This window comes from Amycolatopsis sp. NBC_01307 (genome assembly GCF_035975215.1).
Classification (GTDB): Bacteria; Actinomycetota; Actinomycetes; order Mycobacteriales; family Pseudonocardiaceae; genus Amycolatopsis.
This window is the reverse complement of record NZ_CP108403.1, coordinates 3,882,036-3,906,476: the sequence shown is the minus strand read 5'-3', so window position 1 is coordinate 3,906,476 and position 24,441 is coordinate 3,882,036. Positions and strand designations below refer to the sequence as shown.

Genomic DNA, 24,441 nt, shown 5'->3' with positions numbered 1-24,441 from the left:
GTCCGGTACCGGCCGTTTGACGGGCGGCACAATTGGTTGACATTGCATATATTCCCTGTTTATGCTGGAAATCTGTTCGAAGGTGGCGGAGCCATGGGGGGTTCGTTGATCGAATATCGAAAGATCAATTCCGGACGCTGTCCCTTGCGGACCCTTTAAGCGGCACGCTCGGTGCGAATATTATTCAGCTGACGACCCTGGGGGGTTCTTTGCTCTGCCGTCGATTTCCAAGACATATTTTTCCGGCGAATGAATCGGCCGAATGTCGTATCTCCGAAACGCATTCATCCGTAGCGGCAGATGCGCGCTTTCCGGCACTCGCCCGCGGTACTGGAGAAAAGCGCACCGGCGGAGACCCCGCCGACAGGCCCGCACCGGCCGGACGGGCCTCGTGACGGCGGGTCCGGAGTACGGCGACGTCCTGGAGCCCTCCGCGGCCGCGGTCCTGCCGGCAGGTTCGCTCGACACGGTGCCGCGGCGGAGCCGGCTGCTCCCCGAGGGACAGCGAGTGCTGGTCAAGGTGCACCTCGACCTGGCCAAGGCGGCGGCGACCTCGGCGAACCACCGCCTGGGCGGCAGCACCCCGGTCGGCCAGCTCATGGCCGAGGTGCTGGTGCGGCAAGGGTTGTACGAGTACGCCGAGGAGGTGCTGCCCCGCCAGCCGGCCGGCGATGCCCCGCTGGCCCGCCGCACCCGCTGGGCCGTGACCGCGGCGGCGATCAAGTACTGGGGAGCGGGCGACGTCGAGGCCGCGCACCGCGTGCTGCGCGACGTCGGCAGCCCGGTGACCGCGGCGCACCGGGCCGGCTTGCTGCTGCTGGACGGCCGCACCCGCGCGGCACTGGCCGCGGGGGAGAACGTACTGGCCGACCGGCCGGTACCCGACGAGGCGATCCCGCCGGCGGTGATCACCGTGGTCGTCGCGGCCGGCCTGGCCGGCCGGTTCGGCCAAGCGCTCGCGGCCGCCACCCGGCCCGGCCGGGGCCGGCCCCGGCCCGCCGAGATCGGTTACGCGCACTGCTTCGTGTTGCTGCTCGCCGGACAGGTGCGGCAGGCGCACCGGATGGCCGACGACGGGTACCGGGACGCGGTGGCCGCCGGAAGCGTCGCGGTGGCCGGTGGCTGGCTGGCTCTGCGCGGCGCGGCCGCCAAGACCCGGGGCGACCTGACGGCCGCCATCGCCGATCTCGAGACCGCGTCGCACCTGTTCGACGGTGGCAGCTCGGGTCCGCTGCTGGCGCCGTGCCTGGCCGAGCTCGCCGTGGCCCGCGCCGTGTCCGGTGACCTGGCCGGCGCCGAGCAGACCCGGCAGCTCGCCGATGCGGCACCCGGGTGCCGCATGTTCGTCCCGTGGCTGACCCTGAGCCGGGCGTGGATCACCGCGGCGGGCGGTGACACCACGCTCGCCGCCCGGCAGGCGCGCACGGCAGCCGACGTCGCCATGGCTTCGGGGCAGTACGCCGTGGAAGCCATGGCCCGCTACGACGTGTCCCGGCTCGGCGATCCGAACGCCGTACGGCATCGCCTCGCCGAGCTCGCCGACGTGGTGCAGGGGCCGCTCGTGCCGGTGATGGCGAGCGCCGCGGCCGCGCTGGCCCGGTCCGATCCCGGGGCCCTGGACGTCGCCACGGCGAAGTTCACCGAACTCGGGATGGACCTGTTCGCCGCGGAGACCGCCACCGCCGCGGCCGCGCTGCGGCAGGCCGCCGCGCCCGCCGGAGGCGTCGCGCGCCCGGACGCGGCCACCCCGCTGCTGCGGCTCACGGCCCGGCTGGCCGGGCTCACCCGGCGCGAGCGGGACGTCGCGCTGCTGGCCGCCGGCGGGTTCACCAGCCCCGCCATCGGGCACCGGCTGGGACTGTCCGCCCGCACCGTCGACAACTACCTGGGCCGGGCCTACCAGAAGCTGGGGGTGACCAGCCGCCGGGAGCTGGCCCCACTGGTGGCCGGCGACCGTCCACACCGACCCGTCCACGCCGAAGGGAACCACCGATGACCACGATGAGCGACCTCGACAAGATCTCGGCCAACCAGGAGGGCTTCAACCTGCGCGCGCGGGCGCACCTGCAGTCGTCGTACTACGACGTGGAAAAGTTCAAGCAGGGCCACAACATGCTGCGCAAGCTGGAACGGGAGGAGCTGGGCGACGTCCGCGGCCGGTCCCTGCTGGAACTGCAGTGCCACATCGGCGTCAACTCGCTCTCGCTCGCCCGGCTGGGTGCGCAGGTGACCGGCACCGACATCTCGGACGAGGCGATCGACATCGCGAACGGCCTCGCCGGCGAGCTGGACCTCGACGCGAAGTTCGTCCAGGCGAACCTCTACGACCTGCCCCAGGTGCTCGACGGGCAGTTCGACATGGTGTTCACCGGGTACGGCACCCTCTCGTTCCTGCCCGACATCCCCCGTTGGGCCGAGGTGGCGGCGAACTTCGTCAAGCCGGGCGGCACCCTCACGATCGTGGAGATCCACCCGATCCTCAACCTCTTCGACGACGTCGACGGCGAACTCCGGGTGGCCCGCTCGCTTTTCCGGTCCCGGCAGGTGCACCACGAGATGTCCAAGAGCTACGCCGACAAGATCGACGACGCGGTGGACGTGGAGAAGCACTCCATCTACGGCTGGCGGTGGACCGTGGAGGAGGTGGTGAACGCCCTCATCGACGCCGGCCTGACCATCGAACACCTCCGCGAAGTCCCCTACGACGCGCGGCAGCGGCTCCCGCTGATGGAGTCCGACGGGGACCACAACTGGCGGATTTCGGGTGACCCGATCCCGCTGTCGTTCGCCTGCGTCGCGAGGAAGTGAGCCGCGGCATGGCAGAACAGATCGTGGCGACCCCGGAAATCCACGAGTACGTCCGCGCGGTGTCCCTGCGGGAGGACCCGCTGCTGGCCGAGCTCCGGGCGGTGACCGCGGGCCTGCCGGGCGGCCCGGCCATGCAGGTGATGGCCGAGGAGGGCCAGCTGCTGGCGCTGCTGGTCGGCTTGTCCGGGGCCAGGTCGGTGCTGGAGATCGGGACTTTCACCGGCTACAGCACGTTGTGCATGGCGCGGGCGCTGCCGCCGGACGGCGTCGTCGTCACCCTCGACCTCGACGGCCGGTGGCCCGCGATCGGCGCCGACTACTGGCAGCGCGCCGGAGTCGCCGAGCGCATCGAGGTCCGCATCGGCGACGCGGCGAAGACGCTGGTCACCCTCGCGGAAGAGGGCGGTGACGAGCGGTTCGACCTCGTGTTCATCGACGCGGACAAAGCCGGCTACGGGACGTACTACGAGGCAGCGCTCGGCCTGGTGCGACGGGAAGGGCTGATCGTCATCGACAACACGCTCTTCTTCGGCCGGGTGGTCGACCCGGCCGTCCGGGACCCGGACACCGTCGCGGTCCGGGCGCTCAACTCGGCTCTGCGCGACGATCCGCGGGTGGACATCGCGATGCTCACGATGGCCGACGGGATCACCCTCGCCCGCAAGAGGTGACAGCTCGATCGGCCGCGGCCGGCGCCCTCGACGGGGCGCCGGCCGCGGTGCGTTGTCCCCTCGGACTCGCGGGTCGCGGCGGCTCGCCCGCCAGGCCGAAACGAACCGGCCGCTGCCCCCAGGGGGACAGCGGCCGGTTCCGTCGCTGGCGCGGTGTGCTGACGGGGCCGCGGATCAGGCCGTGGCCAGCCGCAACGCGGTCAGGTGCAGGGTGGTGGGTGCCGGGCGCGGGCTCGGAGTGAGGTGCAGGCGTCGCGTTTCCGCGCTGTCCGGTGCCGGCAGTCCGGCGTGGCAGGCGCAGGGCTCGTCGGTGAACCCGGCGAACCGGTACGCGACGTCCATGATCCGGTTCCGGGCCGTCGGCCGGAAGTCCGCGACCAGGTGCGCGCCGGCCGTCGCCGCCTCGTCCACCAGCCAGTTCAGCACGGTCGCCCCCGCTCCGAAGGACACCACCCGGCACGAGGTGGCCAGGAGCTTCAGGTGCCACACCGCCGGGTCCTTCTCCAGCAGCGCGACACCGACCGCGCCGTGCGAGCCGAAGCGGTCGCTCATCGTCACCGCCAGGACCTCGTGGCGCGGATCGTCCAGAAGGGCACGCAGATCGGCGTCGGAGTAGTGGACGCCGGTCGCGTTCATCTGGCTCGTCCGCAGCGTCAGCTCCTCCATCCGGGACAGATCGTCCGCCGTGGCGCGGCCGATCTCCATCACCAGCTCCAGCGAGCGCAGGAACGCCTCCGACGGCCCGGCGAACGACTCCTGCTCGGCCTGGCGGCGCACGTTCGACCGGTACATCTCGCGACGCCGGCGCGAGTCGGTCGTCACCGTGGCCGGCGTGTACTCGGGCAGGTCCAGCAGACCGGAAATCGACTCGGCCGGGTAGCAGCGCACCTCCGGCAGGTGAAACCCGACCTCCGCGCGCTCCGCCGGCTGGTCGTCGACGAAGGCGATCGTGTGGTGGGCGAACTTCAGCTCGTCGGCGATCGCGCGCACCGACGACGACTTCGGGCCCCAGCCGATCTTGGCGAGCACGAAGTACTCGGCGACGCCGAGGGCTTCGAGGCGCTCCCAGGCCGGGCCGTGGTCGTTCTTGCTGGCGACGGCCTGCAGGATGCCGCGGGAGTCGAGACCGGTGATGGTGTCGCGGACGTGGTCGGCGATGACCACGTCGTCGTCCTCGAGCAGGGTGCCCTTCCACAGCGTGTTGTCCAGGTCCCAGACGACACACTTGACCGTGGTGATCGGTTCGCTCACTGCGCCTCCCGCCGTACCGGACCGGTCCCGGCCGCGAGGGCGTGCCTGGCGAGCTCGAGCCGGCAGATCTCACTGCTTCCCTCGATGATTTCCATCAACTTGGCGTCCCGGTAGCCGCGGGCGACCACGTGGCCGTCCGACGCGCCCGCCGAGGCCATGATCTGCACGGCCGACGCGGTTCCGCGCACGGCCTCGGTCGCGCTCACGTGCTTCGCGAGGACGGTGGCGATCACCTGGTCGGGCGAGCCCGACTCCCAGCACTCGGCGGCGTGCCGGCACACGGCGGTGGCGACCTGCTCCGCGGTGTAGAGGTCGGCGACCATCCGGGACACCAGCTGGTGCTCCGCGATGGGCTTGCCGAACTGCCGCCGGGCTTTCGCGTGCCCGGTCACCGCGCGGAGGCAGCCGCGCAGGATGCCGGCGCAGCCCCACGCCACCGACATCCGGCCGTAGGACAGTGCCGTCGTGATCAGGAACGGCAACGACAGCCCGGTGCCGCCGAGGACGTTCGCGGCCGGCACCCGGACGCCGTCCAGCCGGACGTGCGCGTGCCCGGCCGCGCGACAGCCGAGGGGGTGCGGGATCTTCTCGATCCGGACCCCCTCGGCGTCCGCCGGCACGACGACCGCCGCCGCGTCGCCACCGGCCTTCGCGACGACGACGATCAGGTCGGCGTACGTCGCGGCGGTGATCCACGTCTTGTGGCCGTCGACGACCACGGTGTCGCCGGTGAACCGCAGTTCGGCGGTCATCGCCCCGAGGTCGCTGCCGGCCTCGGGTTCGCTGAAGGCGACGGCCGCGAGCCGGCCGCCGGTCAGCTGCGGCAGGAACCGGGCCCGTTGTTCGCGGGTGCCCAGGCGCTGCACCATCCACGCCGCCATTCCCTGCGAGGTCATCACGCTGCGCACGGAACTGCACAGGCTCCCGGCGTACGCGGTCAGCTCCCCGCTCTCCTGGCCGAGCATGCCGAGGCCGCCGTGGTCCTTCGCCACCTCCGCGCAGAGGAAGCCGGCCGCACCGAGTCCACTCAGGACGGTGCGCGGGATCTCGCCCGCGATGTCCCAGGCGCCGGCGTTCTCCTCGACGAAGCGCCAGGTGTCCGCGTGGCCGGGGGGAAGCCCGTCAGACATCGCAGCCTGCGGCGGACTCCGCCCGGAGCCGGGCGGTCAGCGCGGCCATGCTCTTGACCGTGAGGAAGTTGAACAGCTGCAGGTCCGGTCCGGCCACCGTCACGGAGTAGGCCTGTTCCAGGAACACCACCAGCTGCATGGCGAACATGGAGTTGGCCACCCCGGTGGCGAAGAGGTCCTGGTCCGCCTCGGGCCGGGTCCCGGTCTGCTCGGCCACGAACCTGCTGATCTCGTCGATGACGGCGTCCGTGTCGAAGGTCGCCTTTTCGGTTTGCTGCTCCGAATTCATGACTTTGCCTCACTGTAGACGTAGAAGCCACGGCCGCTTTTCCGGCCGAGCTCACCCAGCCGGACTTTGTCCAGGAGAACCTTGCTGGGGCGGCACCGCTCGTCCCCGGTCCGGGCGTGCAGCGCGTTCAGGGCGTCGACGAGGTTGTCGATGCCGATCAGGTCCGCGGTGCGCAGGGGACCCGTCGGATGACCGAGGCAGCCCTGCATCAGGGTGTCCACCTCCTCGACGGTGGCGGTGCCGGCCCCGATCACCTGCGCGGCGTCGTTGATCATCGGGTGCAGGAGCCGGCTCGTCACGAAACCGGGTGCGTCGTTGACCACCACCGCCCGCCGCCCGAGCCGGGTCAGCAGCGCCAGCACCGACTCGACGGTCCGGTCTGCGGTCTGCGGGCCGCGGATCACCTCGACCATCGCGATGAGGTAAGCGGGGTTCATGAAGTGCGTCCCGATGAGGTCCTCCGGTCGGGGCACCCACGCCGCCATCTCGTCGATGGGGATGCCGGAGGTGTTGGAGATCAGGGGAGTCCCGGGCCGGACCAGGGCCGCGAGGCCGGCGAGCACCTCCGCCTTCTTCTCGGGCAGCTCGGTGACCGCCTCGATGATCACCGTCGCGTCCGCGGCGTCGCCCAGCGAAAGTGTCGTGCGCAGCTGCCCCGGGGCGCGCCCGGCCGGCAGCGCCCCCGTCAGCTGGGCGTGCCGCAGCCCGGTGGCGGACGCCGCGCGGGCGCGCTCCAGCACGCCCTCGTCGACGTCCACCAGCACCACGGGCAGGCCGTGCCCGACGACGAGCGTCGAGATCCCGGTGCCCATGACCCCGGCTCCTACGATGGCAACGAGCGGCTCGTCCATGACGCCTCCTCCAGTCCCAGGGGCTCGTAGCTGCCGGTGTCGGGCCCGATCCAGTAGCGGCGCCGCTGGAACGGGTAGCCCGGCAGCGACACCCGCCGCGGTCGCGCCGTGCCGTGCACGGCGTCCCAGTTGATGTCCACAGTGGACTGCCACAGCCTGCCGACGGTGTCGAGCAGGTGGGCCGGACCGGACCGGCCCGTGTCCGCGGGTGGCAGTGCGGACAGGGCCACCAGCTCCGTGATCCCCTGCCGCGCAACGGCTTCGGTCAGCACGGTGCCTGTTCCCAGTTCGAGCAGGATCCGGCCGCGCTCGCCGGCCAGCTCCCGCAGGCCGTCGGCGAACCGGTCCGGTCCGCGGAGGTGGCGGGCCCAGTAGGCGGGCTCCACGGCCTCCTCCGGGCCGATCCAGGTTCCGGTCGCGCCGGAGATGTAGGGCACCTGCGGCGGTTTGAGCTCGTAGCCCGCCACCTCGCCGGCGAACTCGGCCGCGGGCAGGTCGGGCACCCCGCCCGCGCCGGCGCGGGAGCGGATCCCGGCACCAGCGATGGTGACGTCGACGGCGTCCGCCAGGTCCAGCACTCCGGCCAGGCAGGCCGCCACGTACTCTCCGTCACCCACGCCGATCATCGCGGCGGGCTCGACGCCCCACGACTGCCACAGCCGCGCGAGGGACCACTGCAGGGCGAAGGCCGCTGCCGCCCCGCCGCCCGGGTCGTCCGGACCGTCCACTGTGGACGGTAAGAGCAGCCGGCGCAGGTCGTACCCGAGCCGTGGCCGTGCCAGTTCGGCGCAGCGGTCCACCTGCTCGGCGAACACCGGCTCATCGCGGTAGACCTCCGCGGCGGCGTCCGGGTGGCAGGAGCCGCTGCCCGGCAACACGAAAACCACCTGCCGGGCGGGCACCACGCCGGTGGCGGACGCGGACCCGGCCAGCGTGTGGAGGGCGGCGACCGCCTCGGTCCGGTCGCGGCACACCAGGTGCCGGCGGACCGGGAACCCGGACCGGCCGGCCTGCAGGGTGTAGGCGACGTCCGCGATGTCCACGTCCTCGTGCCGATCCAGGTGGCCGGCGAGATTGCCGGCCGCGGCCGCCAGGGCCTTCCCGGTGCGCGCGGACAGCACGAGCACCTGCGTCCGGCGTGCGGGCACGGCGTCCGGCCGCGCCGGCGCCTCCTCGAGCACCACGTGCGCGTTGGTGCCGCCGACGCCGAACGCGCTGACGCCGGCCCGTCGCGGCGTCGCGCCCCGGGGCCAGGGCCGGACGGTGGTCGGCACGTAGAACGGAGTGCGGTCCAGTACCAGCGCCGGGTTGGGCGTCTCGAAGTTGATGCTGGGCGGGATCTCGCCGTGTTCGAGGGCCAGCACGGCCCGGGCGAAACCCACCGCTCCGGCGGCCGCGTCCAGGTGACCGACGTTGGCTTTCACCGAGCCGAGTGCGCAGAACCCGCGTTCGCGGGTGTCGAAGGCCTTGGTCAGCCCGGCCACCTCGATCGGGTCGCCGAGCGGGGTGCCGGTGCCGTGCGCCTCGACGTAGCCGATGGTCTCCGACGGGACGCCGGCGACCGCGTGCGCGGTGGCGATCACCTCGGCCTGCGCCTGCATGTTCGGCGCGCTGAAACCGAACTTCGTCGAGCCGTCGTTGTTGACCGCCGTACCCCGGATCACCGCGCGGATGTGGTCCCCGTCCGCGAGCGCGTCGCTCAGCCGGCGCAGCGCCACGACCGTGACGCCGTACCCGGGAATGGTCCCGCCGGCGGCGGCGTCGAAGGGCCGGCAGTGGCCGTCGCGGGCGAAGATCCCGCCCGCGACCAGCGGATAGCCGCCGATCAGCGGAATGGGCAGTGCGACCGCGCCCGCCAGCGCCATGTCGCATTCGTGCCCCAGCAGCGCCTGGCAGGCGAGGTGGATGGCGACGAGCGACGTCGAACACGCCGTCTGGACGGTCATCGCGGGGCCACGCAGGTTGCACAGGTAGGCCGCCCGCGTCGCGAGGAAGTCCTTGTCGTTGTACGGCCGGGCGGAGAACGCCGCCAGCGACCGCCGGAACCGGGCGTTCGCGAGGAGGTTCAGCGGCAGGTACTTGTTGGCGAAGCACCCGGCGTAGACACCGACGGCGCCGTCGAAGCGCGACGGGTCGTGTCCGGTGTCCTCGAGCGCGTGCCAGACGCACTCGACGAAGAGCCGCTGCTGGGGATCGCTGAGCTCCGCCTGTTGCGCGGTGTACCCGAAGAACTCCGCGTCGAACTGGTCGGCGTCGCCGACGACCGCGGCGGCGGGCACGTAGTCGGGGTGGGTCACCATCTCCGCCGGCCACCCGGCGTCGACCAGCTGCCGGGTGCTGAACCTGGTGACCGACTCGACGCCGTCCCGCTGGTTGCGCCAGAACTCCGCCATGGTGGCCGCTCCGGGCACCCGCCCGGCCAGCCCGACGACCGCGATCGGCTCCATCCCGTCTTCCGGTTCGGTGGTCACCGCAGGCCCCCCGTGGCTCGATGCCGGGTCGAACAGCTCGCAGGCACGCTCACGTTCCCGCCTTTCCGTTGCGCCGCTTGGCGGTCTGGCCGGCGGCGCGGCGCGCGGCGGCCCGGGCGGTCCCGGCGCCGACCGCCTCGTCGGCCCCGCCGGCGGGCTTGCGGTCGATGGCCTCGGCCAGCGCCCGCGCGGACGGGTACCGGAACATGTCCACGAGTGAGAGCTCGCTTTCCCGGCGTTCGAGCAACCGGGCCCGGGCCACCACCACGAGCAGCGAGTTGCCGCCGAGTTCGAAGAAGCTGTCGTCCACGCCCACCCGGTCGACGCCGAGCACTTCCCGCCACACGTCGGCGACCAGCCGCTCGGTCGCGTTCGCGGGCGGCGCGTACGCCGTGGGTCCGTCGGGCCGCGCGGCCGACAGCTCGGGCAGCGCCCGGCGATCGACCTTGCCGTTCGGGGTCAGCGGCACCGCGTCGATCGGGTGGAACGCGCTGGGCACCATGTAGCCGGGCAACCGCGTGGCGAGGAAGGCCCGCAACTCGGCCGCGGTGGTCGGCCGGCCGGTGGCCGGGACGTAGTAGCCGACGATCCGTTGCTCCGCGCCGATGCCCCGGATGACCGCGACCGCCGAAGCGACTCCGGCGTGCCCGGCGAGCGCGGTCTCGATCTCGCCGAGCTCGATCCGGTGACCGTGCAGCTTCACCTGGTCGTCGACCCGGCCGAGGAACTCGAGCTCGCCGCCCGGAGCCCAGCGGGCCAGGTCGCCCGTCCGGTAGACCCGGGCGCCCGGCTCGGTGGCGAACGGATCGGGCTGGAAGCGTTCGGCCGTCACCGCCGTGCGGCCGAGGTACCCCCGGACCACACCGCTGCCGCCGAGCAGCAGCTCTCCGGGGACGCCCGCCGGGCACGGCCGCGTCTCGCGGTCGACCACGTAGGCTTGGACGTTCGCCAGCGGCCGCCCGATGCGCACCGGGCCGGCACCGGGCCGGATCCGGGACGTCGTCGCCCAGACCGCGGCCTCGGTCGGTCCGTACATGTTGTGCACCGTGCCGCCGACGGCGCCGGCGAGCTCGCCGGCCAAGTCGGTCGGAAGCGCCTCGCCGCCGACCAGCAGCCGGCTGAGCCGGGGCAGCTCGGCTCGGGCGTCCTTGTCCGCCAGCAGGGCGCGGGCCAAGGACGGTGTGCACTGCAGGTGCGTCACCGCGTGCTCGCGCAGCTGGTCGGCGATCGGCGCTTCGGGTTCGGCGAGCGCGGCTTCCCGGCGTTCGCCGGTGATCTCCCGGACCGTCGTCAGGTGCGCCAGGGCGTCGAGCGTCGCCTGCTCGTCGACGCCGAAGTCGATCAGGCAGGCGACCTCGTCGACGCCGGCGGCCTTCATCCGGTCCACCGTGTCGGCGCAGACCTGCGGGGTGCCGAGCAGGCTGGCGGTGGCGAAGAACCGGTCGAACGCCCGGTCGACCAGCTCCCGCAGGTCCTCGGGGGGCAACGCCTTGAACTCCTCGGCGCTCCCGGTGGTGGCGCCGAGCGAGGCGATCAGGTCGAAGGAGGTCTCCAGGTACCGGCTCATCGGCTCCCGGACCAGCTCCCGCACCTCGTCGAGGTCCTGGCCGACGAAGGTGTGGACCATGACCGCCACGTGGCCGTCCCCAGGGCCGTGCCCGTGCTCGCGCCAGCTTTCGCGGTACAGCGCGATCTTTTCGCTCAGCTCCTCCAGGCTGTGCCCGAGGAGGTGGGTGAGCACCCCGGTGCCGGCCTCGCCGGCCATCCGGAAGGTCTCCGGATGACGGGCGCTGGTCAGCCACACCGGCAGCTCCGGCTGGACGGGCCGGGGGAACACGCCGACCTCGATCTCGGCGCCGGCGCCGTTGCGCCGCGGCACCTTCCCGCCACTCCACAGCTGCCGGACCTCCGTGAGCCCGTCGATCATCAGCTGCTTGCGCTTCTCGAACCGGTCCGGGGCGAGCGCGAAGTCGTTGGCGTGCCAGCCCGAAGCGAGCGAAACCCCCACCCGGCCGGCCGAAAGGTTGTCCACGACGGACCATTCCTCGGCCACCCGCACCGGGTCGTGCAACGGCAGCACCACGCTGCCCGCGCGGACCTGCACCCGCTCGGTGATCGCGGCGACGGCCGCGGCCATCACCGAGGGGTTCGGGTACAGCCCGCCGAACTGGTGGAAGTGGCGTTCGGGGGTCCAGACCGCCGTGAAGCCGTTGCGGTCGGCGAACTTCGCGCCCTCCAGGAGCAGGCGGTAGCGATCACCGGCGTTGGCCTCCGAGTCGCTGCCGAAGTAGAACAGGCTGAAGTCGATGTGGCGCGCGCGGGCCGTGGCGGCCGTGGCCGATTCCGCCTCGGCCGCGGCCGAGGGGAGGGGTGGCTCGCCGCGCAGCACGACGCGGTGGCCGCGCGTCAACGCCCACAGCAGCTCGACGACGGAGATGTCGAAGGAAACGCTCGTCACCGCGAGCCAGGTGCCGGGTTCGTCGGCCCCGAAGACCTCGTTCATCCCGGCGAAGAGGTTGACCACGTTGCGGTGGGTGACCATGACACCCTTGGGCCGCCCGGTGGAGCCGGACGTGTAGATCACGTACGCCAGGTTGTCGGGGGTGGTCACCGGCGGCGCAGCGGCCGGCTCGATGTCCGGTGCCCCGGCCAGGTCGGGCACCAGCACCTGCTCGGCGCCGAGCCGCCGGGCGGAGGCGGCCGTCCCCGGGTCCGCCACGACCAGCCGCACGCCGGCGTCGCCGATCATGAACGCCAGCCGATCACGCGGGTAGCCGGGATCCAGCGGCAGGTACGCCGCGCCCGCCTTGAGGATCCCCAGCAGGGTGACGATCAGCGTGGAGGTCCGGCCGAGGTGGACGCCGACCGGCTCGTCCGGTGCCACGCCGAGCCGGCGCAGGTCCGCGGCGACCCGCTCGGCGAGCCGGTCGAGCTCGCGATGGGTCAGGGTGGCGTCGGCGGCGACCACGGCGACGTCGTCGGGCGTTGCGGCCGCCTGCTCCGCCAGCACCTGGTGCACGAGGACGTCGTCGATCCCGGTCCGGGTCCCGGCCTGCCAGCCGGCCAGGGTGGCCAGCTCGGCCGGCGGCAGCACGGCCAGCTCGTCGACGGGCCGGTCCGGGGCCTGCGCGGCGGCGGTCACGACGCTGACGTACCGCTCGGCGATCCGCTCGGCCGTCGCGGCCTCGAACAGGTCCGTGTTGTACTCCAGCCGGCCGGTCAGGCCGGCGGGAGTGCGTGCGAGGCTCAGCGTGAGGTCGAACCGCGCCGTGCCGGTGTCGCCCAGCACCGGGCTCACCTCGCAGCCGTCCAGGCGCAGTCCCGCACCCTCCTCTTCGTACCGGTAGCTGAACAGCACCTGGAACAACGGGTTCTGGGCGAGGTCGCGGTCGGGGTGCAGCTCCTCGACGAGCCGCTCGAACGGCAGGTCCTGATGGGCCAGCGCGCCCTTGACCTCGGTCCACAGCCGCTGGACCAGCTCCCGGAACGTCGGGCGCGACGCGACGTCGCAGCGGAGCACCAGGGTGTTGGTGAAGAACCCGATCAGCCCGGCCAGTTCGGGCCGTTCCCGCCCGGAGACCGGGGTGCCGACCACGACCTCGTCCTCGCCGGACTGGGCCCGCAGCAGCACCGCGAAGGCCGCGAGCAGGACGCTGAAGAGCGTGGCCCCTTCCGCCTGGCCCAGCTCCTCCAGCCGCCGGACCGCGTCGGCCGGCAGCTCGAACGAGAGCGCGGAGCCACGGAAGGTCTGCACCGGCGGGCGGGGGTGGTCGGTGGGCAGGTGCCGCGTGGGCATGCCGGCGAGCCGGTCGGTCCAGTACCCCAGCAGCCGGTCGAGCTCGGACCCGGCCAGCGTGCTCTGCTGCCATTCGGCGAAATCGGCGTACTGCGCGGGCAGGTCGGCCGCCGGCCGGTCCTCGCCGGCCAGCGCGGCCCGGTACCGCGCTTCGATCTCCCGGCCCAGCACGCCGACCGACGGGGCGTCGCAGGCGAGGTGGTGCACGGTGATCAGCAGCCGGTGCCGCTCGTCGGCCAGGCGCAGCAGGCGAGCCCGGAGGACCCGGCCGGCCACCAGGTCGAACGGGGTGCCGGCCTCCTCGTCCGCGAGCCGCGTCACCTCGCCGGTCGACCGGCCGGGCGCGGTCAGGTCGACGACGGGGACGGACACCGGGCCGGGCGGCAGGACCACCTGGTGTGGTGTCCCGCCGGCCGACCGGAAGGCGGTGCGCAGGATCTCGTGCCGCCGCACGACTTCGGTCAGCGCCTGTTCGAGCGCTGCGACGTGCACCGGACCGGTGATGTCGTAACCGAGCGGGACGTTGTACACCGCACTTCCCGGCTGCAGCTGGTCGAGGAACCACAACCGCCGTTGCGCGTAGGAGAGCGGCGTCCGGCTGTCCTCTTCGGACCGTTGCTGGAGCAGGGCGGCGAGCCGGGCCCGCCGGTCCCCGGTCTCCGGTTCGATGGTCGTGCTCACTGCTGCACCCCGGTCCCCTCGGCCGTTCCTTCCGCGTCGAGCAGGAGCGACGCGACCTCCCCGTCGGTGAGCCGGTCGAGCTCGGACAGCAGCCGCGTGGCCGAGCGGCGGGTGACCGGCCGGATCGGGCCGGAACCCGGCGCCGGTCCGGCCGTCGCCACCGCGACGGCGTCCGCCAGGCTCGCCACGGTGGGGCGCTGGAGGAACCGCGCGATCGGCACCTCGACCCCGAACGCGTCGTTGACCTGGGTCACCAGCCGGGCCGCCAGCATGGAGTGGCCGCCGACGCGGAAGAAGTCGTCCTCGCGGCCCACCGGCCGGTCGCGGAGCAACGCCGACGCGAGCTGCGCGACGCGTTCTTCCGTCGGCGTCCGCGGGACCTGCTCCGCCTCGGGGACGGCCGGGGTGCGCGGCGCGAGCTCGGCCAGTGCCCCGTGGTCCACCTTGCCGTGTTCGGTGAGCGGCAAGGCGGGGAGCACCACGACGTCGGCCGGCACCATGTACGCGGGCAGCCGGTCCCGCAGGAAGGCCAGCAGGTCTTCGTCGGACGCGGTTTCGGTCCGGCCGTCGCGGCAGGCGTAGGCCACGAGCGAGGCGTCGGCCCCCTCCGTGAGCGCTCGGACGACGACCGCGGCGTCCCGCACGTCCGGGTGCTCCCGGAGCGTGGCCGCCACCTCTTCGGGCTCGATCCGGAACCCCCGGATCTTCACCTGCTCGTCGACCCGGCCGAGGAACTCCAGCTGCCCGTCGGGCAGCCAGCGGACCAGGTCGCCGGTGCGGTACAGGCGGGCGCCCGGCCGGGAGGTGAACGGATCGGCGGGGAAGCTCGCCGCGGTCAGCTCCGGGCGGTTCACGTAGCCGCGGGCCACCGCCGTGCCGCCGAGGTGCAGCTCGCCCCGGACCCCGGTCGGCACCGGCCGGCCCTCGGCGTCCAGCACGTGGGCGTCGACGCCGGCGATGGGCCGCCCGATCGGCGGCCGCGGTCCGGCCGGCCCCGGCGGGACCAGGCCCGCCGTGGCCACCACGGTGTTCTCGGTCGGCCCATAGTGGTTGTACAGCCGGAAGGGCAGACCTTCCGGAGGCGCGGCGGGCAACGCGTCGCCACCGGTCAGCAGGGCCCGCAGCGCGGTGCCGGCGGGCCACGGCTCGGTGAGCACGGCCGCGGCGACCGGCGTGGGCAGGAACGCCACGGTGATCCGCTCTTCGGCGAGCCAGCGCACCAGTTCCGCCGGCGCCGCCCGCAGCTTCGGCGGGACGACGCAGAGCATGGCCCCCACCGCGAGGGTGGGCCAGATCTCCCACGTCGACGCGTCGAACCCGGGGCTCGCGAACAGCGCGGTCCGGTCCGCCGGACCCAGGTCGTACTCGCGCTTGTGCCAGCCGACCAGGTTCGCCAGCCCCCGGTGGGGGAGGGCCACGCCCTTGGGCCGGCCGGTCGATCCCGACGTGTAGATGAGGTAGGCCAGCCGGTCCGGGGCCACCGGGTCGGCGGCCAGGGCGCTGCCGGCCGGGGCCTGGCCGGTGCGAGCGCTCAGGTCGAAGACCCGGAAACTGCCGGAGGACGACGGCAGCCGCCGGTGCATTTCCGGCGTGGCAACGGCTTTCCGCACGCCGGCGTCCTGCAGCATGAAGGTGATCCGCTCCGCCGGGTAGCCCGGGTCGACGGGCAGGTAGCACCCGCCGGCCATGAGCACCGCGAGCTCGCCGATCACCAGCTCGACCGAGCGGTCGGCGCACACCGCCACCGGTTCCTCGGCGGCGAGGCCGGCCGCCCGGAGCTCGCCGGCCAGCGTGCCGGCGCGCCGCCACAGTTCGCCGTAGGTGAGCTGCCCCTCCGGCCAGCTCACCGCCGCCGCGCCCGGCCGCGTCCGCACCTGCCGCTCGACCAGTTCGGTGACCGGCAAGGTGCCGGCCGGCACCGGCCCGTGGGCCCAGCCGTCGAGCTGCCCGGCCTCCGCCTCCTCGAGCAGGCGCAGCGCGCCCACCCGGGTGTCCGGCCTGGCCACCGCGTCGGCGAGCAGGGTCAGGTAGTGCGAGATCATCCGCGTCATGGTGGACTCGTCGAACAGGTCCGACGAGTGCTCCCAGATGATCGAGATGTCGTCGTCCTCGGGGCTGGGCGCCCGGCCGAGGCGCTGCTCGGCGCGGGGGATCACGATCACGTTGAGGTCGGACTTGGCCGTGCGGTTCGAGCGTTCGGTGACCCGGCCGGTGAGCCCGCCGAAGTCGATGTCCGGCACCGCGGAGTCGTGGAAGCTGAACATGACCTGGAACAGCGGGGTGCGTGACGGGTCGCGGGCCGGGTCGATCGCGTCGATCACCGCGTCCACCGGGGTGTCCGACCACGCCAGCGTCTCGGCCACCCCCCGGCGCACCTGCTCGAGCAGGTCGCCGAACGGCTGGTCGGGCGCCACCTTCGTGCGCAGGACCAGGGTGTTGACGAGCATGCCGAGCAACGGCTCCAGTTCGGGCACGTTCCGGTTCGCGGCGCCGGTCCCGACGAGCATGTCCCGCTGGCCCGTGTAGTGGTACAGCAACGCCGCGAAGCCGGCGTACATGGTGGCGAACAGCGAAACCCGGTGCTGCCGGCTGAAGGCGCGCAACGACCGGGACAGCTCGGCCGGGAGCAGGATCCGCGGCGCCCGGCCGCGGAAGCTCATCACCGGCGGCCGCGGGTGGTCGGTGGGCAGCTCCAGCGTATCCGGCGCACCGGCCAGCCGGGCGGTCCAATGGTCGACGTGCGCGCGGAGCACGTCGCCGCGCATCCAGTTCCGTTGCCAGTGCGCGTAGTCCGCGTACTGGACGGCCAGTTCGGGCAGCGGCGAGGGCTCTCCGGCGGCGAAGGCCGGGTAGAGGACACGCAGCTCGGACAGGAACATCGAGAGTGACCAGCCGTCGTGGACGAAGTGGTGTTCCACGTGCAGGAAGGTGTTCTGCTCGTTCTCGTGACGCAGCAGCACCCAGCGCGCCGGCGGTGGCCGGGTGAGGTCGAACGGCCGGCGCAGTTCCGCGGCGACGACGTCGTCGGCCTCCGCGGCCGGGACGTCGAGCACCTTGAACGGCGCCTCGGCCGCCGCCACGGGACGCTGGTGGCCGACGCCGTCGATCGAGACGAACGCCGTCCGCAGGATCTCGTGCCTGCGCACGATCTCGTTCAGCGCGGCGCGCAGGGCGTCGACGTTCACCTTGCCCTGCATCGACACCGTGGACTGGAAGTTGTAGGCCAGGTTGCCGGGGGAGAGCTGCTCGAAGAACCAGACCCGTTCCTGCGGCAGGGAAAGCGGGATGGGCCGGTCCCGGGGGACGCGGCGCAGCGGCGGCGGGATCGGCGCGATCAGCGGGGAGACGGGGTCCTGCCCGTCGGCCGCGGCCGCCCGCTCGTCGACGATGGCGGCGAGGCCGGCCACGGTCCGGGCCTCGAACAGCTCCGCCACGCTCACCGCGGCGTTCAGCTCGGTCGCGAGCGGGACCGCCAGCTTGCCGACGAGCAGCGAGTTCCCGCCCAGTGCGAAGAAGTCGTCGTCCACACCGATCTCGGTGATGCCGAGCAACCCGGCCACGATCCCGGCCACCGCGATCTCGGTCGCGGTGCGGGGCGCCACGACGTCGTCGGCCAGGCCGGCCGCGGCGCGGTCGGGCGCCGGCAGCGCTTGCCGGTCGACCTTGCCGTTGGGGGTCAGGGGCAGCGAGGGCAGCGCGACGATCGCGGCCGGCACCATGTACGCGGGCAGCCGGTCCGCGACGAACCCGACCAGCTCGGCGGGCGCGACGGGGGAGACCACGTAGGCGACCAGGCGCGCGTCCGGGCGGCCGGAGCGTTCGACGGCCACGAAGGCGTCCCGGACGCCCGGGTGCTGCTTGAGCACCGTGGCGATCTCGCCGGGTTCGATCCGGAACCCGCGGATCTTGGCCTGGTCGTCGTAGCGGCCGATGTACTCGAACACCCCGTCCGGCCGGCGGCGGACCTTGTCACCGGTGCGGTACATCCGCTGCCCGGGAACGGTGATGTCCGGCACGAACGCGGCTGCCGTGCTCGCCGGGTCGCCCAGGTAGCCGCGCGCCACGCAGTCGCCGGCCAGGCACATCTCGCCGGCCTCGCCGTCGGGTACCGGGTCGAGCCCGTCGAGCACGTAGCAGCGCACGCCGTCGACGGGCACGCCGATCGGCGGCGGCACGGGCCCGCCGGGAAGCACCTCGCAGGCCGTCACCTTCACCGTGGCCTCGGTGGGCCCGTAGAGGTTGACGACGGGGAACGGCAGTCCGGCCGGCACCCCGCGCTGCATCGCCGAGCCGCCGGTGTGCAGGAACCGGAGCGCGGTGTGCGCGGGCCAGGTCTCGTCGAGGATGGCCTCGGCCAGCGGGGTGGGCAGGAAGGTCACCGTGATCTGTTCGTCGGCCAGCCAGGCGGCGAGGTCGGGCGGCGACGTGCGGACCTCGGCGGGCGGTATCACCAGCGCGGCACCGGCGGTCAGGGTGAACCAGATGTCCTGGACCGAGACGTCGAACCCGGGACTGGCCAGCAGGGTGGACCGGTCGCTCCGCCGCGTCCGGTACGTGCGGTGGTGCCAGCGCATCAGGTTGGCCAGGCCCGCGTGGGTCACCGCGACGCCCTTCGGCTCGCCGGTGGAGCCCGACGTGTAGATCACGTACGCCAGTGCGGCGCCGGGCAGCCGGGGTGGTGCCGGGATGGCCGCTTCGGACGGTTCCCCGGTCAGGTCGACCACCAGGACGTCGTCGCCGAGCGGTGCGCCACCGGCCACCAACGGCCCGGTGCTGAGGACCGCGGCGGCGTGGGAGAGCGCCAGTACCTGGCGGATCCGCGCGGCCGGGTGGGCCGGGTCCAGCGGCAGGAAGGCCGCGCCCGCCAGCAGCACGGCCAGCTCCGCGACCACCAGTTCCGCCGACCGGTCGGCGTAGACGGCCACGACGCTGTCCTGGCCCACTCCTCGTTCGGTGAGCCGGGCCGCCAGAGCGGACGCGTGCGCGGCCAGGGTCCGGTAGGTCAGCCGCCGGTCGCCGTCCTGCACCGCGACCGCGTCCGGCGCTTCGACCACCTGGGCGTGGAATTCATCAAGCACCATCTCGCACGCTGTCCTTCACTGGTGGGTGGCCGGAGCGGCTTGGTCCACGGTCCGGCGCAGGCTCAGCGGCCGCATGTCGGTCCAGACCTCGCCGATGTGGGCCAGGCAGTCCGCCTGGGAACCGTGGACGCCGGCACCGCGCCAGCCGGCCGGCAGGTCGCGGCCGGCGGGCCAGATCGAGTACTGCTCCTCGTCGTTGAGCACGACCACATAGGACTGGATGTCGCCGTCCAAGGGGTTCCTCCGATTCGGCGGGGTACGGTTTGACCGCTGCGGGAGAACTGCCATCCCCAGCGCGTTCCACTCCGCCAGCATGAGCCGAATCGGTTACCGAAAATAGAGTATGGCAGTTACTCTAGTGCTCAGGGGTGCGCCAGTACGCCGGTTCAGGCCGTCGCTCGCGCGCAATGTGATGTCAGTTCTCGACGGCGAAGATCCGGATACCCCGCGATTCTTCCTCGTCGTTTCACCCGGCACGGCCGGCTCGGTGACCCGCGGCGAACAGGCACGGACCGGCTGTCGTCGTCCGAATGACGCAATTTCTCCTTCGGTGGCAGTGATGTGCATCACCGTTCCCCAGGTGCGTCTAGGCGAAATGGCGGCGTCGATGCGGCCGAAAGCTGCGTGGGCGCGGACGCGATTGACCGCCGATCCCTCTCGCGTTTACCGTGTGGCTCCGGCCCCTTTCGCGTGCCGGATCAATCGGCGAGCCGGTGCGCGTTTCCGCGCTCGTGCCGCGTGTGTCCATTGTGTACTTCCGAGCCGCCGGCAGCGAGTCCGGCCGCGCTCCACGACGACCTGCCCACCCGAGCACGCTGGAGACCTGCCATGCCGCAACGGCTGTTCACGTCCGAGTCGGTCACCGAAGGCCACCCGGACAAGATGTGCGACGCGATCAGCGATGCCGTCCTCGACAGTCTCCTGACCGAGGACCCGCGCTCCCGCGTGGCCGTCGAAACCCTCGTCACCACCGGCCAGGTGCACGTGGTGGGCGAGGTCACCACCGAGGCCTACGCCGACATCCCGGCCCTCGTCCGCGACGTGATCCTCGAGATCGGCTACGACTCCTCGGCCAAGGGGTTCGACGGGAACTCCTGCGGCGTCAACGTCGCGATCGGCGCGCAGTCGCCCGACATCGCCCAGGGCGTCGACACCGCGTACGAGTCGCGGGCCGGGACCGGGTCCTCGGCCGAGGACGAGATCGGCCGCCAGGGCGCCGGCGACCAGGGCCTGATGTTCGGCTACGCCTGCTCGGACACCCCCGAGCTGATGCCGCTGCCGATCGCGCTGGCCCACCGGCTCGCCCGCCGGCTGACCGACGTCCGCAAGTCCGGGCTCATGCCCTACCTGCGCCCCGACGGCAAGACCCAGGTCACCATCGGCTACGCGGGGGACCGGCCGCTCACGCTGGACACCGTCGTCGTCTCCGCCCAGCACGCCGAAGGCATCGATCCGGACCGGATGCTGGCCGCGGACGTCCGCGAGCACGTCATCGGCCCGGTGACGGCGAACCTCGGCCTCGACGACGCCGGCCTGCGGGTGCTGGTCAACCCCACGGGACGGTTCGTCGTCGGGGGCCCGATGGGGGACGCCGGCCTGACCGGCCGCAAGATCATCGTCGACACCTACGGCGGCTTCGCCCGCCACGGTGGCGGCGCGTTCTCCGGGAAGGACCCGTCCAAGGTCGACCGCTCCGCGGCGTACGCCATGCGGTGGGTGGCCAAGAACGCCGTCGCCGCCGGCCTCGCCACCAGGATGGAGGTGCAGGTCGCCTACGCCATCGGCAAAGCCGCGCCGGTGGGGCTGTTCGTCGAGACGTTCGGCACCGAGACGGTCGACCCGGCGAAGATCCAGCAGACCATCGCGGAGGTGTTCGACCTGCGTCCCGCGGCGATCATCCGTGAGCTGGACCTGCTGCGGCCGCTGTACGCCCAGACCGCCGCCTACGGCCACTTCGGCCGCCCGGACCTCGACCTGCCCTGGGAACGCACGGACCGCGTCGAGGACCTGCGCCGGGCGACGGGACTGTGACCGTGCGCATCGCCGTGACCGGCTCGATCGCCACCGACCACCTGATGGTGTTCCCCGGCCGGTTCACCGACCAGCTCGTCCCGGACCGGCTCGACCGGGTGTCCCTGTCGTTCCTGGTCGACGATCTGCGCATCCACCGTGGCGGCGTCGCCGCGAACATCGCCTTCGGCCTCGCCCAGCTGGACCTGACCCCGATCCTGGTGGGCGCGGTCGGTCCCGACTTCGCCGACTACCGCGCCTGGCTGGAGAGCCACGGCGTCGACACCACCTCCGTGCACGTGTCGGCGACCCGGCACACGGCGCGGTTCCTCTGCACCACCGACGAGTCCCAGAACCAGATCGCCTCGTTCTACGCCGGGGCGATGAGCGAGGCCCGCGACATCGATCTCGCCGGCGTCGCCGCCCACCACGGTGGCCTCGACCTGGTCCTGATCGCCCCCAACGACCCCGACGCGATGCTCCGGCACACCCGCGACTGCCGCACGCGCGGCTACCGCTTCGCGGCCGACCCGTCCCAGCAGCTGGCCCGCCTGACCGGTCCGCAGATCCGCGACCTCGTCGACGGCGCCGAACTGCTGTTCACCAACGAGTACGAACACGACCTGCTGTTGTCGGCCACCGGCTGGACCCGCGACGACGTTCTCCGCCGGGTCGGCCGCTGGATCACCACGCTCGGCGAAAACGGCGCCCGGATCGAGTCGGGAACGGAGCCGCTCCGGACGATCCCCGCCGTACCGGCCGACACCGTCGTCGACCCGACGGGCGTCGGCGACGCCTTCCGGGCCGGGTTCCTGGCCGGGCTGAGCCGGCAGACCGGGCTCGCACAGGCAGCCCGGATCGGTGCGGCGCTGGCCAGTTTCGCCCTGGAAGCGGCGGGAGGACAGGAGTACGTGTTCGTCCCCGAGGAATTCCTCGCCCGGCTGCGCACGATGTACGGCACCGCCGCGGCCACCGACATCGAGCAGCGGCTTCTCGCCGGAGCGGTGCGCTCCCGGCCCTGATTCGGCGCCGGCGGTGACACCTGCCTTGATCCGAGGGGGCCAGGGGCGGCTGTCACCGCCAGGTTGAGGGTCGTCCTTGAGCTTGCCGTCGATCATCGGCTGAGCCGGTGCGCGCGCTCACCCCGCGCACCGGCACCGCGTACCGAGGTCGCGGCCGACGGCTGCGTACGACGATTTGCCTTGCGGTGAAGGGGTTTCGTCGACACCTGTCCTATCGGGATGTGTAGCCGAGCGCGACCGCGGGGGACGAGGTGGTTAGGCGGTGGTGGCTCGCGCCCGGTGGGCGATCTCCGCGGCGTCCGGGGGCGTGGTCGGGTAGACGTCGGCGTCGAAGAACCGGGCGAACGGCAAGGTTGCCAGCGTTTCCGCGACTTGCTTCTCGTCGTCGGCGATGACCTCGACGAACGTGGCCCGCCGGGCGGGAGAGACGTAGTGGGCGCCGATCCGGCCGGCCGAGCGCAGCAGTTCGAGCTGTTTCTCTTCGTCGTTCCGGAGTGCGGCGAATTCCGCGAGGTCCGTGTCGTCGCGCAGGACGCCGACCACCATGAACGTCTGAGCCGAGGTGGGTGACATGGTCTCCTCCAAAAGTGATGTCAGCTGATGACATGACTCTAGCACGGTGATGTCATCAGGTGACATCGATGCGCGAACCAGTGACGCGGCGGTACTACGCTGGGCGCCATGGGACGATGGGAGCCGGGGGCCAGGGGCCGGCTGCGTGAGGCCGCGCTGGCGCTGTACCTCGAACGCGGCTTCGAGCAGACCATGGTGGCCGACATCGCCGAACGGGCCGGCGTGACGGCCCGCACCTTCTTCCGTTACTTCGCCGACAAGCGCGAAGTCCTCTTCGACGCCGCGGCCGAGCTGGAGGAGAAGGCGCTGGCCGCGCTGGAGGCGGCGCCCGCCACGGCGTCACCGCTGGATCTCGTCGTGGCCGCGCTGGAAACCACGGCCGACGTCATCGGTTACGACCGCGAGCTCGTCCGGAAGCGGCACGCGGTGATCATGGCGAACGCCGAACTCCAGGAGCGGGAGCTGATCAAGCTCGCCAGCATGTCGGCCGCGCTCGCCGACGGGCTTCGCCGCCGGGGCGTCGGCGACACCGAGGCCGGCCTGGCCGCCGAAACCGGCGCGGCGGTGTACCGGGTCGCGTTCCAGCGCTGGGTCGACGCCGCGGAAGACCTGGACCTCCGCGACGCCCTTCGCCAGACGTTCACCCAGCTGCGATCCCTGACGGCGCCCCGCTAAGCCACCGTGCTCACGGCGCCCGTAAACCGGTCGGGCGGCACCCTGTCCGGTTCGCCCGACAGTGTCCTACCGGTCGTTCCGCACGCTGCGGGCTCAGCGCGCGGAGGCCGCCGGGTCCTGACCGCGCGCGGGCGTCCGGTTCGCGGTGACGATCGCGCCGGCGAACCGGAGCTTCGCCTGCACCGCCGGCGAGAGCGCGAACGGGTAGAGGTCGTCCTTGCCCATGCTGCGGTTGAGCTGGTTGAGCGCGCGCGACAGCGGGATCCAGGTCGCGATCAGCTCGTCGACGTCGTCGGTCCGGTCTTCGGGGACGGCGTCGACCCGGCTGCCGGGGTGGGGCGCGATCGGCGTGCCGGCGACGAGGACGCCGAGTGCCGCGGCGGTCTGCACGGTGTCGCGGATGTGCAGGAGGTGGGCGAAGGTTTCGGCCCAGTCCTCCCACGGGTGTGCGGCCGCGTAGTGGCTGACGTGGTCCTCCGCCCAGCCGGTCCCGGGAGCACTTCCGTAGTGCTTCGCCAGGGCCTGCTGGTAGTCGGCCCGCTCGTCGCCGAACAGGTTCCGGAACGCGGCGGGCGCGTCGGCGATGAGCAGATCCCAGTACCAGTGACCGATTTCGTGCCGGAAGTGGCCCAGGAGGGTGCGGTAGGGCTCGGCCAGCCGCGCGCGCAGGCCTTCGCGGAAGCCGTCGTCGCCTTCGGCGAGATCGATGGTGATCACGCCGCCGGCGTGCCCGGTGGTGACCGGTTGATCGGTGCTGGAGAGCAGGTCGAACGCCAGGCCGTGCCGGGGATCGACACTCCGCGGTGTCACGGGCAGGCCGAGGTCGTCGAGCTGGTAGACCAGCCGTCGCTTGGCGGCTTCGGCGGCGCGGAAGGCGTCGAGGGCGTCGACGTCCTCGTCGGCGGGGCGGGTCCGGGTCAGCTCGCAGCAGCCGCACAGGGGACCGCCCGCGGCGAACCAGTTGCAGCCGGCGAGTTCGGTGTTGGCGCAGCGATCGCGTCCGGTCGTGCGGAGCATCGACGCGCTCGCGCGGTCGTAGCCGACGTCGGTGCCGCACACCACGCAGGCCGAGTTCTCGAAGAACAGCAGGTTCGCGCAGTGTGGGCAGGTGAACGTGCGCACGCGGGAGGTC

General features: G+C 72.7%; 16 protein-coding genes. 6 read left to right on the top strand and 10 right to left on the bottom strand.

Annotated features, from left to right (window positions below; genetic code table 11):
* The first annotated feature begins 391 nt into the window (after positions 1-391).
* Genes OG439_RS16330 through OG439_RS16320 form a run of 3 tightly spaced genes read left to right on the top strand, consistent with a single transcriptional unit; the run spans position 392 to position 3,479 of the window.
* Positions 392-1,996 carry a helix-turn-helix transcriptional regulator gene (locus OG439_RS16330; RefSeq protein ID WP_326950205.1) on the top strand — a complete coding sequence of 535 codons (1,605 nt, stop codon included), beginning with the start codon at positions 392-394 and terminating at the stop codon, positions 1,994-1,996.
* A complete protein-coding gene (locus tag OG439_RS16325) occupies positions 1,993-2,808 on the top strand; it encodes a class I SAM-dependent methyltransferase (protein WP_326950204.1) in 816 nt (271 codons plus the stop codon). The genes OG439_RS16330 and OG439_RS16325 overlap by 4 nt, the downstream gene beginning before the upstream one ends.
* Before the next feature lie 8 nt (positions 2,809-2,816).
* Entirely contained in the window at positions 2,817-3,479 is a 663-nt protein-coding gene (locus tag OG439_RS16320; protein WP_326950203.1) for a class I SAM-dependent methyltransferase, read from the top strand.
* Between the two features lie 174 nt (positions 3,480-3,653).
* Here OG439_RS16320 and OG439_RS16315 read toward each other — a convergent pair whose 3' ends face one another.
* Genes OG439_RS16315 through OG439_RS16280 form a run of 8 tightly spaced genes read right to left on the bottom strand, consistent with a single transcriptional unit; the run spans position 3,654 to position 19,263 of the window.
* Positions 3,654-4,730, bottom strand: a complete 1,077-nt coding sequence (locus tag OG439_RS16315) for an HAD-IIIC family phosphatase (RefSeq protein WP_326950202.1) — start codon at positions 4,728-4,730, stop codon at positions 3,654-3,656.
* Positions 4,727-5,860, bottom strand: a complete 1,134-nt coding sequence (locus tag OG439_RS16310; protein ID WP_326950201.1) for an acyl-CoA dehydrogenase family protein — start codon at positions 5,858-5,860, stop codon at positions 4,727-4,729. The genes OG439_RS16315 and OG439_RS16310 overlap by 4 nt, the downstream gene beginning before the upstream one ends.
* Entirely contained in the window at positions 5,853-6,149 is a 297-nt protein-coding gene (locus OG439_RS16305) for an acyl carrier protein (protein WP_247052388.1), read from the bottom strand. The genes OG439_RS16310 and OG439_RS16305 overlap by 8 nt, the downstream gene beginning before the upstream one ends.
* Positions 6,146-7,000, bottom strand: a complete 855-nt coding sequence (locus tag OG439_RS16300) for a 3-hydroxyacyl-CoA dehydrogenase family protein (RefSeq protein WP_326950200.1) — start codon at positions 6,998-7,000, stop codon at positions 6,146-6,148. Before OG439_RS16300 ends, OG439_RS16305 begins: the two co-directional genes overlap by 4 nt.
* The gene (locus OG439_RS16295; RefSeq protein WP_326950199.1) at positions 6,973-9,471 is read right to left on the bottom strand and encodes a type I polyketide synthase; all 2,499 of its coding nucleotides are present in this window, start codon (positions 9,469-9,471) and stop codon (positions 6,973-6,975) included. Before OG439_RS16295 ends, OG439_RS16300 begins: the two co-directional genes overlap by 28 nt.
* A 49-nt stretch (positions 9,472-9,520) precedes the next feature.
* Positions 9,521-13,948, bottom strand: a complete 4,428-nt coding sequence (locus tag OG439_RS16290; RefSeq protein WP_326950198.1) for a MupA/Atu3671 family FMN-dependent luciferase-like monooxygenase — start codon at positions 13,946-13,948, stop codon at positions 9,521-9,523.
* Positions 13,945-19,029 (bottom strand): non-ribosomal peptide synthetase, encoded by a 5,085-nt coding sequence (locus tag OG439_RS16285; protein ID WP_326950197.1) that lies wholly within the window; start codon positions 19,027-19,029, stop codon positions 13,945-13,947. Before OG439_RS16285 ends, OG439_RS16290 begins: the two co-directional genes overlap by 4 nt.
* Before the next feature lie 15 nt (positions 19,030-19,044).
* Positions 19,045-19,263 carry an MbtH family protein gene (locus tag OG439_RS16280; RefSeq protein ID WP_326950196.1) on the bottom strand — a complete coding sequence of 73 codons (219 nt, stop codon included), beginning with the start codon at positions 19,261-19,263 and terminating at the stop codon, positions 19,045-19,047.
* Between the two features lie 594 nt (positions 19,264-19,857).
* Here OG439_RS16280 and metK point away from each other — a divergent pair.
* Both metK and OG439_RS16270 read left to right on the top strand, forming a co-directional pair.
* Positions 19,858-21,060, top strand: a complete 1,203-nt coding sequence (gene metK / locus OG439_RS16275) for a methionine adenosyltransferase (protein ID WP_326950195.1) — start codon at positions 19,858-19,860, stop codon at positions 21,058-21,060.
* Positions 21,061-21,062: 2 nt separating this feature from the next.
* Positions 21,063-22,061, top strand: coding sequence for a carbohydrate kinase family protein (locus OG439_RS16270; RefSeq protein WP_326950194.1), 999 nt, complete (start codon positions 21,063-21,065; stop codon positions 22,059-22,061).
* 255 nt (positions 22,062-22,316) lie between these two features.
* Here OG439_RS16270 and OG439_RS16265 read toward each other — a convergent pair whose 3' ends face one another.
* Positions 22,317-22,634 carry a muconolactone Delta-isomerase family protein gene (locus OG439_RS16265; protein WP_326950193.1) on the bottom strand — a complete coding sequence of 106 codons (318 nt, stop codon included), beginning with the start codon at positions 22,632-22,634 and terminating at the stop codon, positions 22,317-22,319.
* Positions 22,635-22,742: 108 nt separating this feature from the next.
* Between OG439_RS16265 and OG439_RS16260 the strand changes: the two genes are divergently transcribed.
* Positions 22,743-23,309: a TetR family transcriptional regulator gene (locus tag OG439_RS16260; protein WP_326950192.1), complete on the top strand. Its 567-nt coding sequence runs from the start codon at positions 22,743-22,745 to the stop codon at positions 23,307-23,309.
* A gap of 93 nt (positions 23,310-23,402) precedes the next feature.
* Here OG439_RS16260 and OG439_RS16255 read toward each other — a convergent pair whose 3' ends face one another.
* On the bottom strand, positions 23,403-24,431 hold the full coding sequence (locus OG439_RS16255; protein ID WP_326950191.1) for a zinc-binding metallopeptidase family protein: 1,029 nt from the start codon (positions 24,429-24,431) through the stop codon (positions 23,403-23,405).
* Positions 24,432-24,441 lie beyond the last annotated feature (10 nt).